The organism is Methylobacterium sp. 1030, assembly GCF_040544715.1.
In the GTDB taxonomy this organism is placed as follows: Bacteria; Pseudomonadota; Alphaproteobacteria; order Rhizobiales; family Beijerinckiaceae; genus Methylobacterium.
The window spans coordinates 1-15,699 of the sequence record NZ_JBEPKM010000042.1 but is presented as its reverse complement, the minus strand read 5'-3'; the positions used below and the strand labels follow the sequence as shown (position 1 = coordinate 15,699).

At 64.2% G+C, this 15,699-nt stretch carries 15 protein-coding genes and 1 pseudogene; 10 read left to right on the top strand and 6 right to left on the bottom strand.

The features are described from left to right. Positions 1-278: 278 nt before the first annotated feature. Together ABIC30_RS31045 and ABIC30_RS31040 are read right to left on the bottom strand one after the other, a co-directional pair. Positions 279-860: a cupin domain-containing protein gene (locus ABIC30_RS31045; protein WP_234081159.1), complete on the bottom strand. Its 582-nt coding sequence runs from the start codon at positions 858-860 to the stop codon at positions 279-281. Positions 861-1,170: 310 nt separating this feature from the next. Further along, positions 1,171-2,253, bottom strand: a complete 1,083-nt coding sequence (locus tag ABIC30_RS31040) for a catalase family protein (RefSeq protein ID WP_354456760.1) — start codon at positions 2,251-2,253, stop codon at positions 1,171-1,173. A gap of 316 nt (positions 2,254-2,569) precedes the next feature. Here ABIC30_RS31040 and ABIC30_RS31035 point away from each other — a divergent pair. The 4 genes and pseudogenes from ABIC30_RS31035 to ABIC30_RS31020 form a co-directional block, all read left to right on the top strand. Further along, positions 2,570-3,136: pseudogene (locus ABIC30_RS31035) on the top strand (catalase family protein); the annotation flags it as partial. 648 nt (positions 3,137-3,784) lie between these two features. Then, positions 3,785-4,255, top strand: a complete 471-nt coding sequence (locus tag ABIC30_RS31030) for a PAS domain-containing protein (RefSeq protein ID WP_502915890.1) — start codon at positions 3,785-3,787, stop codon at positions 4,253-4,255. A gap of 46 nt (positions 4,256-4,301) precedes the next feature. Further along, a complete protein-coding gene (locus tag ABIC30_RS31025; RefSeq protein ID WP_020095759.1) occupies positions 4,302-4,568 on the top strand; it encodes a hypothetical protein in 267 nt (88 codons plus the stop codon). A gap of 41 nt (positions 4,569-4,609) precedes the next feature. After that, a complete protein-coding gene (locus ABIC30_RS31020) occupies positions 4,610-5,659 on the top strand; it encodes an HD-GYP domain-containing protein (protein ID WP_354456759.1) in 1,050 nt (349 codons plus the stop codon). A 69-nt stretch (positions 5,660-5,728) separates the two neighbouring features. Here the strand turns inward: ABIC30_RS31020 and ABIC30_RS31015 are convergent, their stop codons facing one another. Together ABIC30_RS31015 and ABIC30_RS31010 are read right to left on the bottom strand one after the other, a co-directional pair. After that, the gene (locus ABIC30_RS31015) at positions 5,729-7,357 is read right to left on the bottom strand and encodes a putative bifunctional diguanylate cyclase/phosphodiesterase (protein ID WP_245274578.1); all 1,629 of its coding nucleotides are present in this window, start codon (positions 7,355-7,357) and stop codon (positions 5,729-5,731) included. A 600-nt stretch (positions 7,358-7,957) separates the two neighbouring features. Then, entirely contained in the window at positions 7,958-8,365 is a 408-nt protein-coding gene (locus ABIC30_RS31010; RefSeq protein ID WP_051123789.1) for a winged helix-turn-helix transcriptional regulator, read from the bottom strand. Between the two features lie 86 nt (positions 8,366-8,451). Between ABIC30_RS31010 and ABIC30_RS31005 the strand changes: the two genes are divergently transcribed. Together ABIC30_RS31005 and ABIC30_RS31000 are read left to right on the top strand one after the other, a co-directional pair. Beyond that, a complete protein-coding gene (locus ABIC30_RS31005; RefSeq protein ID WP_020095755.1) occupies positions 8,452-9,075 on the top strand; it encodes an FMN-dependent NADH-azoreductase in 624 nt (207 codons plus the stop codon). Continuing rightward, on the top strand, positions 9,068-9,766 hold the full coding sequence (locus ABIC30_RS31000) for a DsbA family oxidoreductase (RefSeq protein ID WP_419149838.1): 699 nt from the start codon (positions 9,068-9,070) through the stop codon (positions 9,764-9,766). The genes ABIC30_RS31005 and ABIC30_RS31000 overlap by 8 nt, the downstream gene beginning before the upstream one ends. Positions 9,767-10,016: 250 nt before the next feature. On the opposite strand, the gene ABIC30_RS30995 is transcribed toward ABIC30_RS31000, so the two are convergent. Further along, a complete protein-coding gene (locus ABIC30_RS30995) occupies positions 10,017-11,000 on the bottom strand; it encodes a LysR family transcriptional regulator (RefSeq protein WP_354456758.1) in 984 nt (327 codons plus the stop codon). 33 nt (positions 11,001-11,033) lie between these two features. Between ABIC30_RS30995 and ABIC30_RS30990 the strand changes: the two genes are divergently transcribed. From ABIC30_RS30990 to ABIC30_RS30975, 4 genes are all read left to right on the top strand, one after another. Further along, positions 11,034-11,690 (top strand): SDR family NAD(P)-dependent oxidoreductase, encoded by a 657-nt coding sequence (locus ABIC30_RS30990; RefSeq protein WP_020095752.1) that lies wholly within the window; start codon positions 11,034-11,036, stop codon positions 11,688-11,690. 56 nt (positions 11,691-11,746) lie between these two features. Further along, positions 11,747-12,466: an SDR family oxidoreductase gene (locus tag ABIC30_RS30985; protein ID WP_020095751.1), complete on the top strand. Its 720-nt coding sequence runs from the start codon at positions 11,747-11,749 to the stop codon at positions 12,464-12,466. Between the two features lie 498 nt (positions 12,467-12,964). Then, complete coding sequence (locus ABIC30_RS30980; protein ID WP_026605331.1) at positions 12,965-14,002, top strand: YihY/virulence factor BrkB family protein; 1,038 nt, start codon at positions 12,965-12,967, stop codon at positions 14,000-14,002. 249 nt (positions 14,003-14,251) lie between these two features. Continuing rightward, on the top strand, positions 14,252-14,902 hold the full coding sequence (locus ABIC30_RS30975) for a PAS domain-containing protein (RefSeq protein ID WP_354456757.1): 651 nt from the start codon (positions 14,252-14,254) through the stop codon (positions 14,900-14,902). A gap of 349 nt (positions 14,903-15,251) precedes the next feature. On the opposite strand, the gene ABIC30_RS30970 is transcribed toward ABIC30_RS30975, so the two are convergent. Further along, positions 15,252-15,699, bottom strand: a 448-nt coding sequence (locus ABIC30_RS30970) for a glutamate/aspartate ABC transporter substrate-binding protein (RefSeq protein WP_244535090.1), incomplete at its 5' end; no start/stop codon positions are given.

Sequence of the window (15,699 nt, the reverse complement as noted above, 5' to 3'; positions counted from 1 at the left end):
GGTAACCTGGGCCACGGACGTCTCCCTCGATTGGTGCTCAACACCACCACTCTGGCACAGCGATGCCGCCGAGGGGGGCGTCCACCCCATCACCCTGAGTAGACGGTATCAGGCCGGCGCAGATGGACGGGAGGACAGGGCACGGATCTGCAGTCTACTCCGACTCCTCGACGCGGCCGAACAGCGGCGCCTCCTCAACACGACAGAGGGGCCATTGCGGGCGCAGTGTCCGTCGTAGCGGGCACCTCGGATGAGGCGTTTGGTACGAGGGTTCAGATCTACTGAACCGACTTGCTCGGGTCGTCAGCGGGATTGATGTAGTTCAGCCCGAAGGGCCCAAAGCCATTCACCTGAAGCTCTACCGGCTGCTCGCTGGTCCAGAGCGAATGCGGCATGTCCTTGGGCAGGAACACGAACCCGCCCGCGCGCAGCTCCTTGCCTCTCGCCTTGTCGATGGTCGTGCCGTGCTCGTGATAGATCGAGCCCGAGAGGATCGTCAGCGTCTCGGCTTCGGAATGAGTATGGGGCGCGATGACCGTGTTGGCGGGAAACTTCACCCGCAGGACAAAGGGGCCGGGCTTGCTCGGATCGCCTGAGACCATGCTGATCTGCGTGCCCTTCGGTAGGTTCGGCGGTCCCGGTTGGTAGGTCGCGCTCGCGGCATCCGGCAGCGCAACCGCGCCGTGCGTCCCATGGTCCTGCGCGAGGCCCGCGCCCGTGCTGGCGATCAAGGCCGCGAAACCGGTGGCGATGGTCCGAAGGCGTTTGGTCATGGATCGTCCCCCACCCGTTGGCGACAGGCTCGACGACGAGTTAGCGCACAATCGAGTCTCGGCCACCCTGGCGGTGTCGAGGGCCATCGTCTCGCTCCCCGCAATGCGCGCAAAGGACGCGTCGGCTGGATCGTTGATCAAGCCTCAGGTAAAATTCTTCCCGTAAGACTGCCATCCAGTTGTTGGTAATCGTATGTTGTGCGGCCGTTGCTTGCAAATATGCCGTAAAGTACAGATAATTTCGGTAAAAGGCGCCATCCGAAGGCGCAAGCCACGTAGCTGGTCCCGCCTCCGTCGTGCCGAGGCCGAAGCCCCTCCTGAAACCGTCGAGGCTTTCAGCGTCCCTCAGGTTGATGGGACTGCTGTCGGTCCATTCGGGACGCTGAAGGAGGCGGCCTCAGGCCGGAATGCTCTCCGGCGATGCGGTGTTCTCGGCGGTGACGCCGTTCTCCCGGTGGCGGAAATCGCTCAGCGCCCGGTAGACCTGAAGCCGCGCCCGCATCACCGAACCGAGCGGCTGGTGCGCCGTGAGGCTGTGCGCGGGGCGGAAGGTCATCACCTCGTCGAAGTAGTGAACCCGCTTAGGGGAGTAGGCATCCTGCTGGGGCAGGCGGAGCGTCGCCACCGTGCGGTACGAGCTGATCGCGACCGGCCAGTCGACCGAGGCATCCTCGATGGGCTGGCGCTCGGAATCCGCCCAAAGCTGCGCCTTTAACTCGTAGACCACCTCGTTGTCGCGGAAGAAGGCCGCGGCCGCGTGACGGAAACCGTCCTCGTCCCCGTGTGGATCAAGGCGCCATTCGGCGAGGTTACGTTGGGCGGGCGAAGCCGGGACCGCCCCGATCTTGGCGACGTAGTCGCCGAACCGCATCGGGGCCTGACTGAAGTAGCTGTCGGCGAGCGGGTGGCTGTAGGGATGGCCGAGGAAATCGGCCATGGCGCTCTCCGTGCCGAACGCGTGCAGAACCCGGTTGAGGTTGCGCGCCGTGGCCGCGACGACGCTCTTCACGCCCTCCGGCAGGCCCGTCGATTTCCCGATGACCGTGCCGTCGCGCAGGAAGCCCGCCGCCGTGCCCGACGGGAAGGTCGTACCGGTGGCCAGCACGAAGTCCTGGGTGTCGACGTCGTGCCCAGGCAGCTTCTCGCCCGGCACCCCGAAGACCTTGATCGACATGCCGCGGTGCGTGGACACCCGGTCACCGAGGGTCTCGCCTGGGCCCTGCGCGAAGCGCACGGCCATCTTGTACGTTCCAGGCTTGGCGAACAGGCCCTGCGCGAGTTCCGGGGGCAGGTTCTCCGGAACGACCAGATCCCCGACGACGCAGGCGGAGCTCTTGGCGTGGCTCGCGCGTACCGCGTGGTGCTCGCGCTTCTCCACCACCTGCGACTGCTGCGTCATCCCCTGGATGATGCCGTCGATGGACTTCTGCTCGTCCGGAACGGGCGTCTCGACGTCGGGGGCGTAGCGAAGGAATGTCATCGGCGTATCCTCGACGTGTCGTCCGCCTGCAGGATGGTTTGACGAAGGCTGGGATCGGGACGCGGGGTCCGAAGGCCGCCGGATCGCGGCCGTGCCTAGGCGGAGAGAAAGACCGCACTGCTGACAAGCCGCGCCGGCCTCCTGCCGTTCCACACCTCGTTCATGGGCGATTGAATGTCGCACAACCCGGAACGTGGCCGGGGGAGCGGGTGTTCTGTCCTGGCCGCCAGCGGGAGACAGACCTTGCGATCACCGGTGCGATACGCTCCTGACGTCGAGGCGGTGACGCCGGACGAAGGGCAGACCATCAAGCAGCAACAAGGCTCTGCATGCGGTGGGCATCGACAGCCCCACCATCGGTTCGCTGGGCGGCGCGCCCAATGTCGATCCGCTCGGCGAGACCTACTACAGCCTGACCCCGTTCCGGTACGGCGACTACATCGCCAAGTTCTCGCTGGCCCCCGTCGCTCCGGCTTTGACCGCCCTCACCGGCACTGAGATCGATGCCTCCGGCCGCCCGAACGCCATTCGCGAGACGGTGCAGTCTGAAATGATCGGCATTACCGGCGAATGGGAGTTCCGGGTCCAACTCTGCCGCGACCTCGAACGCCAGCCGGTCGAGGACCCGACGATGGAGTGGAAGGAGGACGAGACACCGTTCCAGCGGGTTGGGGTTGTCCGGGTTCAGCCGCAGGACAGTTGGGACCCCGCCCGGGTGCAGGCGGTAGACGAGGAGATGCGCTTCAGCGTCTGGACCGGCCTTGCAGCTCACCGCCCCCTCGGTAACATCAACCGCGCCCGCAACGCCCCCTACAGGCATTCGGCCGGGTTCCGCGAGCGGTTCAACCGCTGCCCGATCCACGAGCCGGGTGCGGCGCGCTGAAGCGATATCCTGAAGTTCCAACTGCCGTAGGTATCGTGGGTCGAGCTCGAAGGCGATGTCTGCTTCACCGCTAATCCGCTCGAAACCAGACAGGCAGAAACCCACCCTGAGCGGTCCTTCTGCTTGCGACCCGACCCAGCCGTCCGGAAAGTAGGCGGTGCTTCCCGAAAGCGGTCACTCCTCGGCCGACTGGCAACTTCGGGTCGGAAAGGGACGGCAGTCGCTCGCCCCAAACATGCCGAGCGGCATAGCCCCTCTTCAATGGGTTCTGAGCCTTTGCTCGGTCAGAGGCCCATTTGCGATAAAAAGCACAACTCACGGCAATTCAACTTTGATTTTAATCTGGCAGGTGACAGTCAACCCAAGATATGACCAATCTCTGCTGAAATCCGGAAATTCTCTTATATGGCGAACTGAGTATAAATGCACAATTACTAGATGATTTTGCCTTATCACGCATCGCTTTTGATTGACGCTATACTGATGTTAGAATTTACCAAGGAGCAGGTCGGCCATCCTTAATCGCTAATTTAATATTGTACGCAATCTTCATGTCAACAAAATATTCATTCTCGGTCGACGCTTTCTAAGCAAAGCGTTCTTCGACGTACATCGCTACAAAAATTATAATCCGCTTCGGGGGAAGTCATGTTCGGTATTGGGGGCGCACGTAGGGATATTTCATTCACATTCGACGCCCTCGACCGGTCTCAGGCCGTCATCGAGTTCGAGCCGGACGGCACCATCATCACGGCCAACGCCAATTTCCTGACGATGATGGGCTACGCCCTGCCCGACATCCGGGGCCAGCGCCACGCCCTGTTCGTGGAGGCGGCGCATCGGGAGACACCCGCGTACCACGCCTTCTGGGACGCCCTGCGGCAGGGCACCCATCAGGTCGCCGAGTTCAAGCGGATCGCCCAGGGCGGCCGGTACGTCTGGGTCCAGGCGAGCTACAACCCGGTGCTCGACCGCGCGGGCCGCGTCGTGAAGGTCGTCAAGTTCGCGTCCGACGTCACGGCGCAGAAGCTGCAGATGCTCGACTATGCCGGTCAGATCGCGGCGCTGCACCGGTCGCAGGCGGTGATCGCCTTCGATCCGACCGGCACGATCCTGTAGGCCAACGGCAACTTCCTCGATACGACTTCCGATCCGGCCTTCCAGCTTGAGCCAGTTTGGGCGCCTGAGTGCCGATCTGGCAGCCGCACACGCGCGCGGGGAGCATCTCGGCTCGCGGGTGCCGTACATCCATGCAGGCAGTGAGAGGCTTCTGGAGCTGAGCCGTGCGTTCCAGGGTGCCCTCGACGGGCTGGATCGATCGCTGACCGAGGTCGGCCTGTTGGATCCGGCAACGTGTGAAGCGCTGCGGTGCCTCGTCGGTGCGGTCGAGAGGCTCGCCGGTACGGCGCAGCGGTTTCCGGCCAACGCCTGACAATCCCAGCGTTTGCGAGGGGGAAGCACAGGGGCGCAGTGTTGTTGATCTCCGACGATCTGTCCCGGTCCGGGCGCCTCGCCCGCGACCTCGGTTCGACACGACACTGCTCGATCCACGACCTCTACGCCGAAGTGGAACCGGCAGTTGTGCCCGACCTGATCATAGGCGACGTGGCACAGCTCACCTCGGACGCGATCGTGCGCTTCAAACGGCTTCTGAAGCCGGTACGCGCAGCGGGCGCGCCGTTCCTGTTCCTGATCCACGGCAACGCCGCTCGTGCCGAGGCACAGGCGCGGCTGCTCAGTGCCGACGATACTCTCTCAGCCACATCGGCGATCGAGCTGATGCGAGAGACGATCGAGCAGCTTCAGGATCAGGGTGGCTCTGCTATCGCGACGGAGCTGGCGGCCGCAGCACGGCTCTTCTTCGTTCAGACCTTCTTCTCCGGCCGGGCGGTCACGCCGGAGCTAGCGAGCACCGGCGCCGAACTGGTCATGCGCGCGGTACAGCAATGCGGCATCCGCGATTGGATCAGCGCCGTACGGCGCTTCGACGAGGCAACGCAGCAGCACTGCCTGATCGTCGCCGGCCTCTCTGCCGCGTTCGCGATCGAGTTGGGGCTCCATGATTTTGACAGCTCCAGGCTGACAAAGGCGGCTCTGGTGCACGATGTCGGGAAGACGAAGATTCCCCTGTCGATCCTCAACAAGCCGGGTCGACTGACCGAGCCGGAGATGACGGTGATGCGCATGCACGCGGCCATCGGCTACGAGATGTTGGTGGACAGCGGCTTCTCGCAGGAGGTGTTGCAGGTCGTGCGGTCGCATCACGAGATGCTCGACGGCTCAGGCTACCCGGACGGCCTGAGGGCGCCGGAGATCCCCGACCTGGTGCGGCTGGTGACGATCTGCGACATCTACGGTGCGCTCATCGAGCGGCGCCCGTACCGGCCGGCGATGACGGGTCGAGAGGCTTACAGCATCGTGCAATCGATGACCGGCCGGTTAGACGCCGATCTCGTCAACGTTCCGCCCGGTGATAATTGCCTTCGATCCGGACGGCGCCTAGCACGGCGGCTTCGGTATTGACCTTCTCAGCGGGGGCCGCGCCGTTCCCGCCCATTTAGGCCTTTGCGGTCTCGATGATGACCGCACGGCTCACCAGACGTGCTTCGGAAGACCTGTTCTCGACAGCGCCGCGTGCGGCTGCGGCCGGCTCAGGAGGTAGCCCTGGACCTGCCCGACGCCCTCGGCCCGGGCGAGTTCCAGCTGCTGCGCCGTCTCGATGCCCTCGACCACCGTGGTGATGCCCAGGCTGACGCCCAGGCCGGCCACGGCCCGGATGATGGCGCGCGCGTCGGGGCTTGTCTCGGCCTCGCTCATGAACGAGCGGTCGATCTTGATCTTGTCGATCGGGAACCGGCGCAGGTAGCTCAGAGACGAGTAGCCGGTGCCGAAATCGTCCATGGCGATCCGGATGCCGGCGCCGTTGAGCGCGGCGAGATTGTCCCGGGTCGCCTCGCTCTCCTCCAGCAGCGCGGTCTCGGTGATCTCGATCTCCAACCGCGCGGGGGCCAGGCCGGTCTCCGCCAACAACGCAAGCACCTCCGCGCCGAAACCCTTCTGACGCATCTGGACGCTGGAGACGTTGACGGCGACATCGACGGTCTCGGGCCACGCCAAGGCATCCAGGCAGGCCCGCTTCAGGATCCAGCGGCCGAGGGGCAGGATGAGGCCGGATTCCTCCGCCAGGGGAATGAAGGACAGCGGTGGGAGCAGGCCGCGTGTCGGATGGCACCAGCGCACCAGCGCCTCGACGCAGGCGACGTGTCCGTCTCGGGCATCGACGAGGGTCTGGTAGTGCAACTCAAACTGCTCCGCCGTCAGCGCGGCCTGGAGGTCGGCTTCGATCTGCCGACGCGCCTCGAAGGCCTCCGACATGCTGGCTTCGAAGACGCTGACGATGCCGCGCCCCTCGGTCTTCGAATGGCGCAGGGCGAGGTCGGCATCATGCAGCAGCGGGTCCATGTCCAGGTCCTGGACCGCGCGGATCGCGAGGCCGATGCTGGCGCCGGTATGGACGCGGCCGCACGCGAGATCGAACGGCTCCGACAGGACGTTGACGAGGCGCTGGGCGGTCGATGTCGCAGCGGCATCGACACTCACGCGCTGCACGAGCGCGAACTCGTCGCCGCCGAGGCGGGCCACGACGTCGCCCCGCCGCGTGTTCCTCCGCAGCCGCGCGGCGACCTCCTGCAGGAGCTCGTCGCCGGCCGCGTGCCCGTAGGTGTCGTTGACGAATTTGAAGCGGTCGAGGTCGATGTAGAACATCGCCAGCAGCGGCTGTTCGTCGTCCCGCGCCTCGACCAGGTCGCGGTAGCCCTGGCGCATCGACCGGATGTTGGCAAGGTCGGTCAGGGCGTCGTGGTGGGCCAAGTAGGCGATGCGCTCCGCGCTCCGCCGCTGCTCGGTGATATCCTCGAAGGTCGAGACCCAGCCGCCGCCGTTCATGACGCGATAGTTGATCGCCAACGTGCGTCCGTTGGTGAGTTCGCGCGTGATCGGCGCGGGCTCGATCGATTGCAGCGCGTCCTGAGTGCTGCGCTCGATCTCCTCGAGACTGAGTCCCGGCGAGTAGAGGCCCCGCGCAACCAAAGAGGCACAGATATCGCGCTGGGTCATGCCCGTGAGGATCATGTCCTGCGGGATGCCGAAGATGTCGCGATAGCGCCTGTTCGACACGACGAGGCGGCCCTGCGCATCGAACATGCACAGGCCCTGGATCATGTTCTGCAAAGCGGCTTCGAACAGAAGACTCTGTTCAGTCGCGACCATGCCTGGGAAGGCGATGCCGGCATTATTGCCGAGCTCTGCATGCGAAGCTACGGCGTTGTCCCGAACAGAAATCGACGTGTTTGCATGTCGTAGGAGCGCCTCATCTCCCGGACTATCAACAGCCTCGACAAGCCTCAGATCGGGATGGGACACAGGGGCTCCCTTAGCTATGGATTGCCTTTCCTACAGCAAAATCGCACCTTTTCCAAATTAACAGATAAGATCGCGCAATTATATCACGAGGCAAATCCGGCCGGTATTCGAACGCAGATAAGATCTTGCAATATTATTTTCGCAATCACGCCTGCTCGAAATCATGAAAAATACAAGGATTGTTTTATATTGAAGAGGTGCCCTTGCGTAAGTGGCCGCGGAGGATGGCGAAGGGACCTCGGCCCTTGAGCCGGAAGTGATCGATCCGCAATCGACCCAACACAGACATTCAAGTCGCCGTCCGCGCAACCCAAAAGCGGCCACTTCTTGGTGGTGTAGGGCGCAGCTTGATGGCGTGGCTCGCCCAAGAACAAAGACGAAGCCGTCGTCAGCGTCAGGCTACTGTGCGGGCTGTCCCGCACGCGCGCCCTGGCCTTCATCATATCGGACCCGGGCGCGTTGGATGCTGCCCTGGTTGGTGTTCGCCCAAGTTACGAGAGCCATAACTGGAGCGAACAGGGTCCGCCCCATATCCGTCAACTCATAATCCACGCGCGGCGGAATAGTCGCGAATAGTGTCCGTTTGACCAAGCCGTCGCGTTCCAGTCCGCGCAAGGTGATCGTCAGCATCCGTTGCGAGATCCCGTCGATCCGACGCCGCAGCTCATTGAACCGAACTGGTCCATCCTTGAGCGTGGCGATGACATACAGGCTCCATTTGTCGGCGACGAGATCGAGGATTTCGCGCACCACCCGGCAATCGTCACCTTCGCCGGGGGTAGGAAAATCGATGTCACTAAGTGTCATAGGAATGCCTTCTTGCGAGGGTCGGAGCAGGCACTTTAATAGGGTCGGTAACAATAAATTACCGTCCTGGTCGTGTCGGAGCAACGATGGCCTCCATACTCCTTGTCACGTCGAGCCCCCGTGGCGCCGATAGCCTCTCCACCCGCTTCGCGACCGAGATCGCCGAAGGCTTGATGGTTCGCACAGGCGGCACCCTCTCGATCCGCGATCTCGCGGCCGCCCCGCTGCCGCATATCGGACAGGCCTACATCCAAGGCCGCGTCGCGCCCCCCGAGGAGCGCACGCCCGAGCAGGCCGAGGCGGTCCGCCTTGCCCAGGAGCTTGTCGATGAGGTGAAGGCCGCCGACTCGATCGTCCTGGGCTCTGGCATGATCAATTTCGGCCCGCCGTCGCAGCTCAAGGCCTGGTTCGATCACATCACTTGGCCGGGCGTGACCTTCGGTTACGGCGAAGGCGGCAGGCCGCGAGGCTTCCTGACCGGCAAGAAGGTCTATCTCGTTGCCGCCGCAGGCGGCGTCTTCTCCGAAGGCGAATGGGCCCCTTTCGATTTCCAGACCGGATATCTGCACCACCTGCTGGGCTTTATCGGACTGACCGACGTCGAACTCGTCCGGGTGGAAGGCACCGTCTTCGGGCCGGAGGCGGCTCGGGCCGCCATCGACGTCACCACAGGCCGGGTCCGCTCGGTCCTGGAAACGCTGCATGCGTGATCTGAGTGGTCCCCAGTCCCGTCCGCCCGATCAGGGTGATGCCATGACGCTGCCAATCGACCTTTACACCGAGGTCACTTGTCCCTGGTGCATCATCGGACACCATCGTCTCGACAAGGTCCTGGCGGAGCGTTTCCCCGAGCTCGACGTAGACATCCGTCAGCATCCGGTCCTCCTGCTTCCCGATGCGCCCGCGGAGGGCCTGCACATTCCCGACCTTCTCCGCTCGCGCTATGGCGTGACCGACCCGAAGGTGTCGTCCGCCCGGCCCGAGGCGGAGGCGCGGGCGTCCGGCCTCGACCTAGACCTGAGCCGCCAAGCCTGGACCTACAGGACGCAGGCGGCGCACGGGCTGATCCTCGCGGCGCGGGAACGCGGTACGCAGCACCGGCTCGCAGTCGCGATTACCGGTGCCCATTTCCTCGAAGCCAAGAACATCTCGGACGCCGATATCCTCGCCGATATCGCCGTGGCCTACGGGTTCGAGCGTCAGGAAGCCCGCGCGCTGGCGTTCGATCCCGCGCAGCACCGACGCGTCGAGCAGGAGGCGGCCCGGTCGGCAGCCGCCGGGGTCAGGTCGGTCCCTCACTTTGTCTTCGGAGGCCGCTTCGCCGTTAGCGGGGGACGCAGTGAGGAGGAGATAGCCTTGGCCATCCAACAGGCCACGGGTGGGGCTACGACCAACCATTAGGGATCGTAAGCACGCTGATAGCCCGTGAGCAAATGGATCGAGCGTCGTTCGACTGAATGAGCAAGATCTGCGCCGGTCGACGGTCGGAAGCGGCAGAAGATACAAGGTCCGCTTCTGTCCGTTGCTGCTCGGAAGCGGACCGGCGGAAGCCTACCCCAAGCGGCTGTTCCGCACCCGACCCAACCCAGACGCAGAACGGGCTCTGGGCTCTTCTCCGAAGCGGACGTGCAGGATGCACAGCGAGGGCAACTCAGCGCACCCACCCCGCCTTGATGGCTGAGGCGACTTCATCGACGAACAGGCGCGTCTTCGCAGGCACCAAGCGGCCCGGAGGCATCACAGCGTAGACGCCGCCGTCCTCGCGTCCGCCCCAACCCGGCAGCACCGCGACCAGACTGCCATCGCGCAGGGCCGGTCCAGCCAGCCAGTCGGCCGTGAAGGTGATGCCGGCGCCCTCGACCGCCGCGGCCAGCAAGACCTCCGAGTGGTCCGCGACGAGCGTGCAGTCGGGGCGCACCGTCTGTCGCCGGCCGCCCTTCGTCAGCGGCCAGTCGGGCCAGGCGGCGTAGCCGGTGAAGCCCAGGCAGGCATGGCCGGCGAGGTCGGCGGGCGTAGCCGGGTTGCCCCGCTCGGCCAGGTAGCCCGGCGAGGCCACCAGCAGGTTCCGGTAGGTCGCGATCTTGCGAGTGGTCAGGCTGCTGTCGCGCGGCTTGCCCGCCGCGACCCGGATCGAGACGTCGATGCCTTCGGCGACGAGGTCGACGAAGCGGTCGGTGAACCGCAGGTCCAGTCGGATCAGGGGGTGACGTGCGAGGAAGCCGGGCAGCAGTGGCGAGACCCACTGGCGTCCGAAGGTCAGCGGCAGGGAGACCCGTACGAGTCCCTGCGGGCTGGCAGCATGGTCGCTGGCCTCCCGGCTCGCGCTCGCCAGCTCCTCAAGCAGCGCCTGGACGCGCCTACAGTAGGTCGCGCCGACCTCCGTGAGCGCCACGCGCCGCGTGGTGCGCGACAGCAGGCGGACCCCGAGGCGTTGCTCGACTTGGCTAACGCGCCGCGACAACACTGAGGCGTCCCGGCCGAGCGCCTCCGCGGCCTTGGCGAAGCTGCCCGCCTCAGCGACCGCTACGAAGGCAGCCAACTCGTCCAAGCTGATTTGATTCGGCAATTCCTGCATGACCTGCACGAGTGAAATGCGAGGACGCCGGATTAATCCGACCAGGTGCAAGGCGTACATCGGGTGCATCGAAACGTCGAGGAGACACAAACGATGAGCACCTTCCTCAGCATCGGTTCCGGCCCAGGCATGGGTCTCGCGACCGCGGAGCGCTTCGCCCGCGAGGGCTTCCAGGTCGTCCTGAGCGCCCGCGACGAGGGCAAGGTGAGGGACCTCGCCGAGCAGCTCAAGGCCAAGGGCCACAAGGTTGACGTCCGCACCGTGGATGCCGCTGACCCCGCCAGCGTCGCGAAGCTCGTCGAGGGCGTCGAGCGCGACTTCGGCGGCATCGACGTGCTGCACTTCAACGCCGCCTCGATGCGCAACCAGACGCTGGCCGACCAGCCGCGCGACAGCTTCAACACCGACCTCGCCGTCAACATCGGCGGTGCCGCCGTCGCCGCCCAGGCCGCGGCGCCGAAGATGCTCCAGCGCGGATCGGGCTCCGTCCTGTTCACGGGCGGCGGCTTCGGGCTGCAGCCGCATCCCGAGTACCTCTCGCTCAGCATCGGCAAGGCCGGCATCCGCGCCCTGGCGCTGGGCATCTTCGAGCCGTTCAAGGAGAAGGGCGTACACGTCGCCACCGTGACGGTCGCGGGCTTCGTCACCACCGCCGAAGACGCCAACGCGGTCGCCGAGCACTTCTGGCAGCTCCACAGCCAGCCGAAGGGCGCCTGGGAAGTCGAGGCCATGTACACCCCGAAGGGCTGAGCCATTTCAGGGTGACCGACGACACGCAAGCCGATCCACGGAACGGGGGTACGTCGATGACGACGCAGACGCTGAAAGGCCAACGCTTCCTAATCGTCGGCGGGAGTTCCGGGATCGGCCTGGCCATCGCGGCAGTGGCCCTCGCGGCCGGCGCCGAGGTCACGATCGCCTCCCGCTCCAGGGAAAAGCTGAACGCCGCCATCGGCACGCTCGGGACCGGCGCCAGCGCCGCCGTGCTGGACACCGGCGAGGCCGAGGGTATCGAGCGCTTCTTCGCCGATCAGGCGCCCTGGGACCACATCGCGGTCTCGGCGGCCGAGACGGCGCGGGGCCCCGTCCGGCAGTTAGACCTCGATGCCGCGAAGGCGGCCGTGGAGAGCAAGTTCTGGGGAGCCTACCGGATCGCCCGGTTCATGCGGATCAGGGAGGGTGGCACGCTGACCTTCATCTCGGGCTTCATGAGCGAGCGGCCCCAGGCCGCCGCTCCGCTCCAGGGCGCGATCAACGCGGCGCTGGAGAGCCTCGCCCGCGGGCTGGCGCTCGAACTCGCGCCCACCCGGGTCAACACCGTCTCGCCCGGCCTGATCGAGACGCCGCTCTGGTCGCGCATGCCGGAGAAGGACCGGGCGGCCATGTATGCCGGCGCGGCCGAGAGGCTGCCTGCGCGGCGTGTGGGCCAGTCCGAGGACATCGCCAACGCGGTGATGTTCCTCGCAACCACTCCGTTCGCGACGGGGTCGAACGTACGCGTCGATGGCGGCGGCACCATCGCGTGATCGAATCCCCAGTCCTCGACGCCACCCAAACGTCAAAGACAGGGTCGACGGGCGGACGCCAAGCGACCGGTGGCAGCATAGCTTGGTTTCGCTGACGACTAGTCCGTTTATGGGGCGGCAAGCGCCCAGAGCCGACGCGCAGGAAACCACCCGCTGCAGTCAGAACTCGCCGTCGGTCATGCGGCCGGGATGCGGACATCTGCGCGGTCGGCAGAGGGTCGGGAGCGGGCTTGTCTCGAATATGAAACGCCGTCCATCCAATCAGCTAGGTGCCAAGATGGGCATGCCGTTCAGTCACGGTGTTGCTGCTTGAACGACGTCATCACGCCCGTTGGTAGAGAAGCCTTCCGCCTCAAGCGTTCTTGAGCGGTCCGCGCTCCCAGGTAAGATCCATCAGCCATAGGCACACGGGAACCTCGAGCTATGGGCCTATTGGCCCATTGAGGGGAAGGTGGCTAAGCTCGACATAGAGCCCGCTTTCGCACTGTGAGCCATCTCATGAATCGAGAAGAGGCAGACGGTGACGATTGGCGTTCGGTCAGCACGCGCCTTCCCGATGAGGAAACAATCAGGATAGCGAAAGAGCGGGCTCGTGAGCTTGGCCATGGCCGCTCTGCGGCTCAGCCATCTGAAATACCTCCCGCTGGATGGCGGGACATTCTCAAGAGGGTCTTCTGGGCGGTCCCTCGCGACCGTGTTCTGTCAACGGCTGGTGGCGTTGCCTTCTTCGCCCTTCTATCCACGTTCCCAGGCATCGCGACGATCGTATCACTCTACAGCTTGTTCGCAGATCCTGCTGTCATTGGCCAGCACTTGAGCGTGCTCATAGGGGTCCTACCCGACGGCGTTCTCGATCTGATTTCGGCTCAGCTTCAGCACGTTGCCCAACAGGGCACAGGGACCCTCAGCACGGCCTCACTGCTCAGCTTCCTCATCGCCTTTTGGAGCGCCAACTCAGGGGTTGTCGCCCTCTTCGACGCACTGAACGTCATCTATCGGGAGCGCGAGAAGCGAGCCTTAGTGCGTGTCTACGCGACCACCTTCCTGTTCACGACGACCGGAGCCATCGTCACAGTGGCCGCTATCGGCATCGTGGTGGGCGTTCCCATTCTGCTGAACGAGATCGGCTTTGGTGCACGAACGGACACAGTGATCCGGATCATGCGTTGGCCAGCTCTGATCTTCCTCGTTAGCCTCGGCCTTTCGCTTGTTTATCGATACGGCCCAAGCCGCCGTGAGGCAAAGTGGAGATGGGTCAGTTGGGGTAGTGCCGTTGCCGCGATTGGATGGGTAGGCGCCTCGGCCGCATTCTCTTGGTATGTCGTAACCTTCGATAGCTATAACCGTATTTATGGCTCTCTCGGAGCTGGCATTGGCTTTATGTCCTGGATCTGGATCTCGATAGTCATCGTCCTTCTTGGTGCTGAACTGAACTCCGAGATGGAACGACAGACGGCGCGGGATAGCACCATTGGCCAACCGAGGCCGTTGGGATCTCGAAAGGCATTTGCCGCCGACACGGTCGGGCCACCCTAAGGGTTTGAACTCACCAGCTTGGGCATTCGAAAGGCGTCTTCCGACCCATACCAGCCGCTTGGACCGCCGTCGGTGCGTCCCGGAAGCGGTCATTCGCACTCGTCCTCCCTTGCCATCGATACTGCCGAGGGCACACCCGCTAAGAACTGTCCGAGGGGTACGCCGTACGCCTAAGCGGTTTTCCGAAACGCCGCCTGCCTGCGGGATCGCCCCCCGTTCATGGTGGTGCCGAGGCCCCTCGCGGAGAAAGTGTCTCAGAAAGCGCCTGTCAACTTCTGGACGAAGCTGATTTTTTATACAGGTTACGGTCCGACAACCGACCATTCGGCTCTCGGATATATCGAAATGATCTTCGTCACACAGGCGGACGGCCGCGTGACCTACGTCAGCCCCGAGTGGGCCGCATTCATCGGCCAGGCAGCTGCTGAAGCCGTGGGACACGGATGGCTCATCTGCATGCATCCTGACGACTACGAGACTGCCGTCACTTTCCTGCGCAGCGTCCGTGATCAGCAGAGCGAATACAGCCTCCGCACTCGCCTACGTCGGGCCGATGGCAGCTACGCCTGGGTGATGATCGGCGCCGTGCCATCCTATGGTCCACCGGGGCACACCTTCCTGGGCTACCTAGGCTCACTAACCGAGATCATTTCCAGCGGCTCGGAGCCGCTGAGTGCCTACGGCACCCTCGCGCGCTTTGTCCCTCCGCCTACGAGCCCGACGACGCCACCCGGCTCAGCCCTGGAAGCCGTAGCTGACTACCTGCTGATCGCGCACGGGCTCATTGAGCAGGACAGCGCCAAGGAAATGCTCCCTGTGCTGAGACAGGCACTCGTGGTGGCGGGCATTCTGCTGGCGCGGAGCATGAGCTCGTCTGAACCGACCGACCAATTCCATTGAATGGGCTGCTGTACGCCCAAGGATGCCATAAAGTCGGCCCTTGGCTGTTTCTGAGAGCAGCTATTCGTAAGCCCTCCGGCAATTTCGGCTCGGGATGGGAAGCGTGCCCTGACCCATTGCACTGAAACAGACGGCCCGCCTTCGACCCAACCCAGACGTTCAGAGGCGTCTCTCAACGGAACGGAAAGCAGCCGTTCAGCTTACGTCTGTCCGACTGGCGAGCGCGGTCGCCGCAGCGTGTGCGACGGCCATCCGCATGCCTACCGCACCTTGATGCTCGGACGTCATCTGAGGGCCGGGTTCGAAAGCGTCATCAGGTCCCTTCGAACCCGATGGCCGTTACTTTGGTTCAGGAATTTGCCTTATCGGACGGCGACTTGATCAGCTCCTTGAGCTTGTCCGACATCGGGAAATTGAGGTTGAGGTCCCGCGGCGGGATCGGGGTCTCAAACCATTTGACGTAAAGTTTGGTAAAATCTCCGGATTTCATTAGCCCGATCAGAGTCTCATCGACGAGAGCCTTGAACTCGGGATCCTCGCGGCGGAACATCAGCGCGTAGGGGTCGGCGGAGTACGCCTTGTCGAGGATCTTGAAGCGGGATGGGTCCTTGGCATTGGCATTCACGCCGGCGAGTAGGATGTCGTCCTCCATGAAGGCGGCGCCGCGACCCGTTTCGACAAGCAGGAAACTCTCGGCGTGGTCTGATCCGCCCCCAGTGAAGTGGTCCGCCCTGAGGTATGGCTTTCGGGCCAGGACGAGGACGGACAGATGGGAACGAAGGGGCACAAGCCGGAGG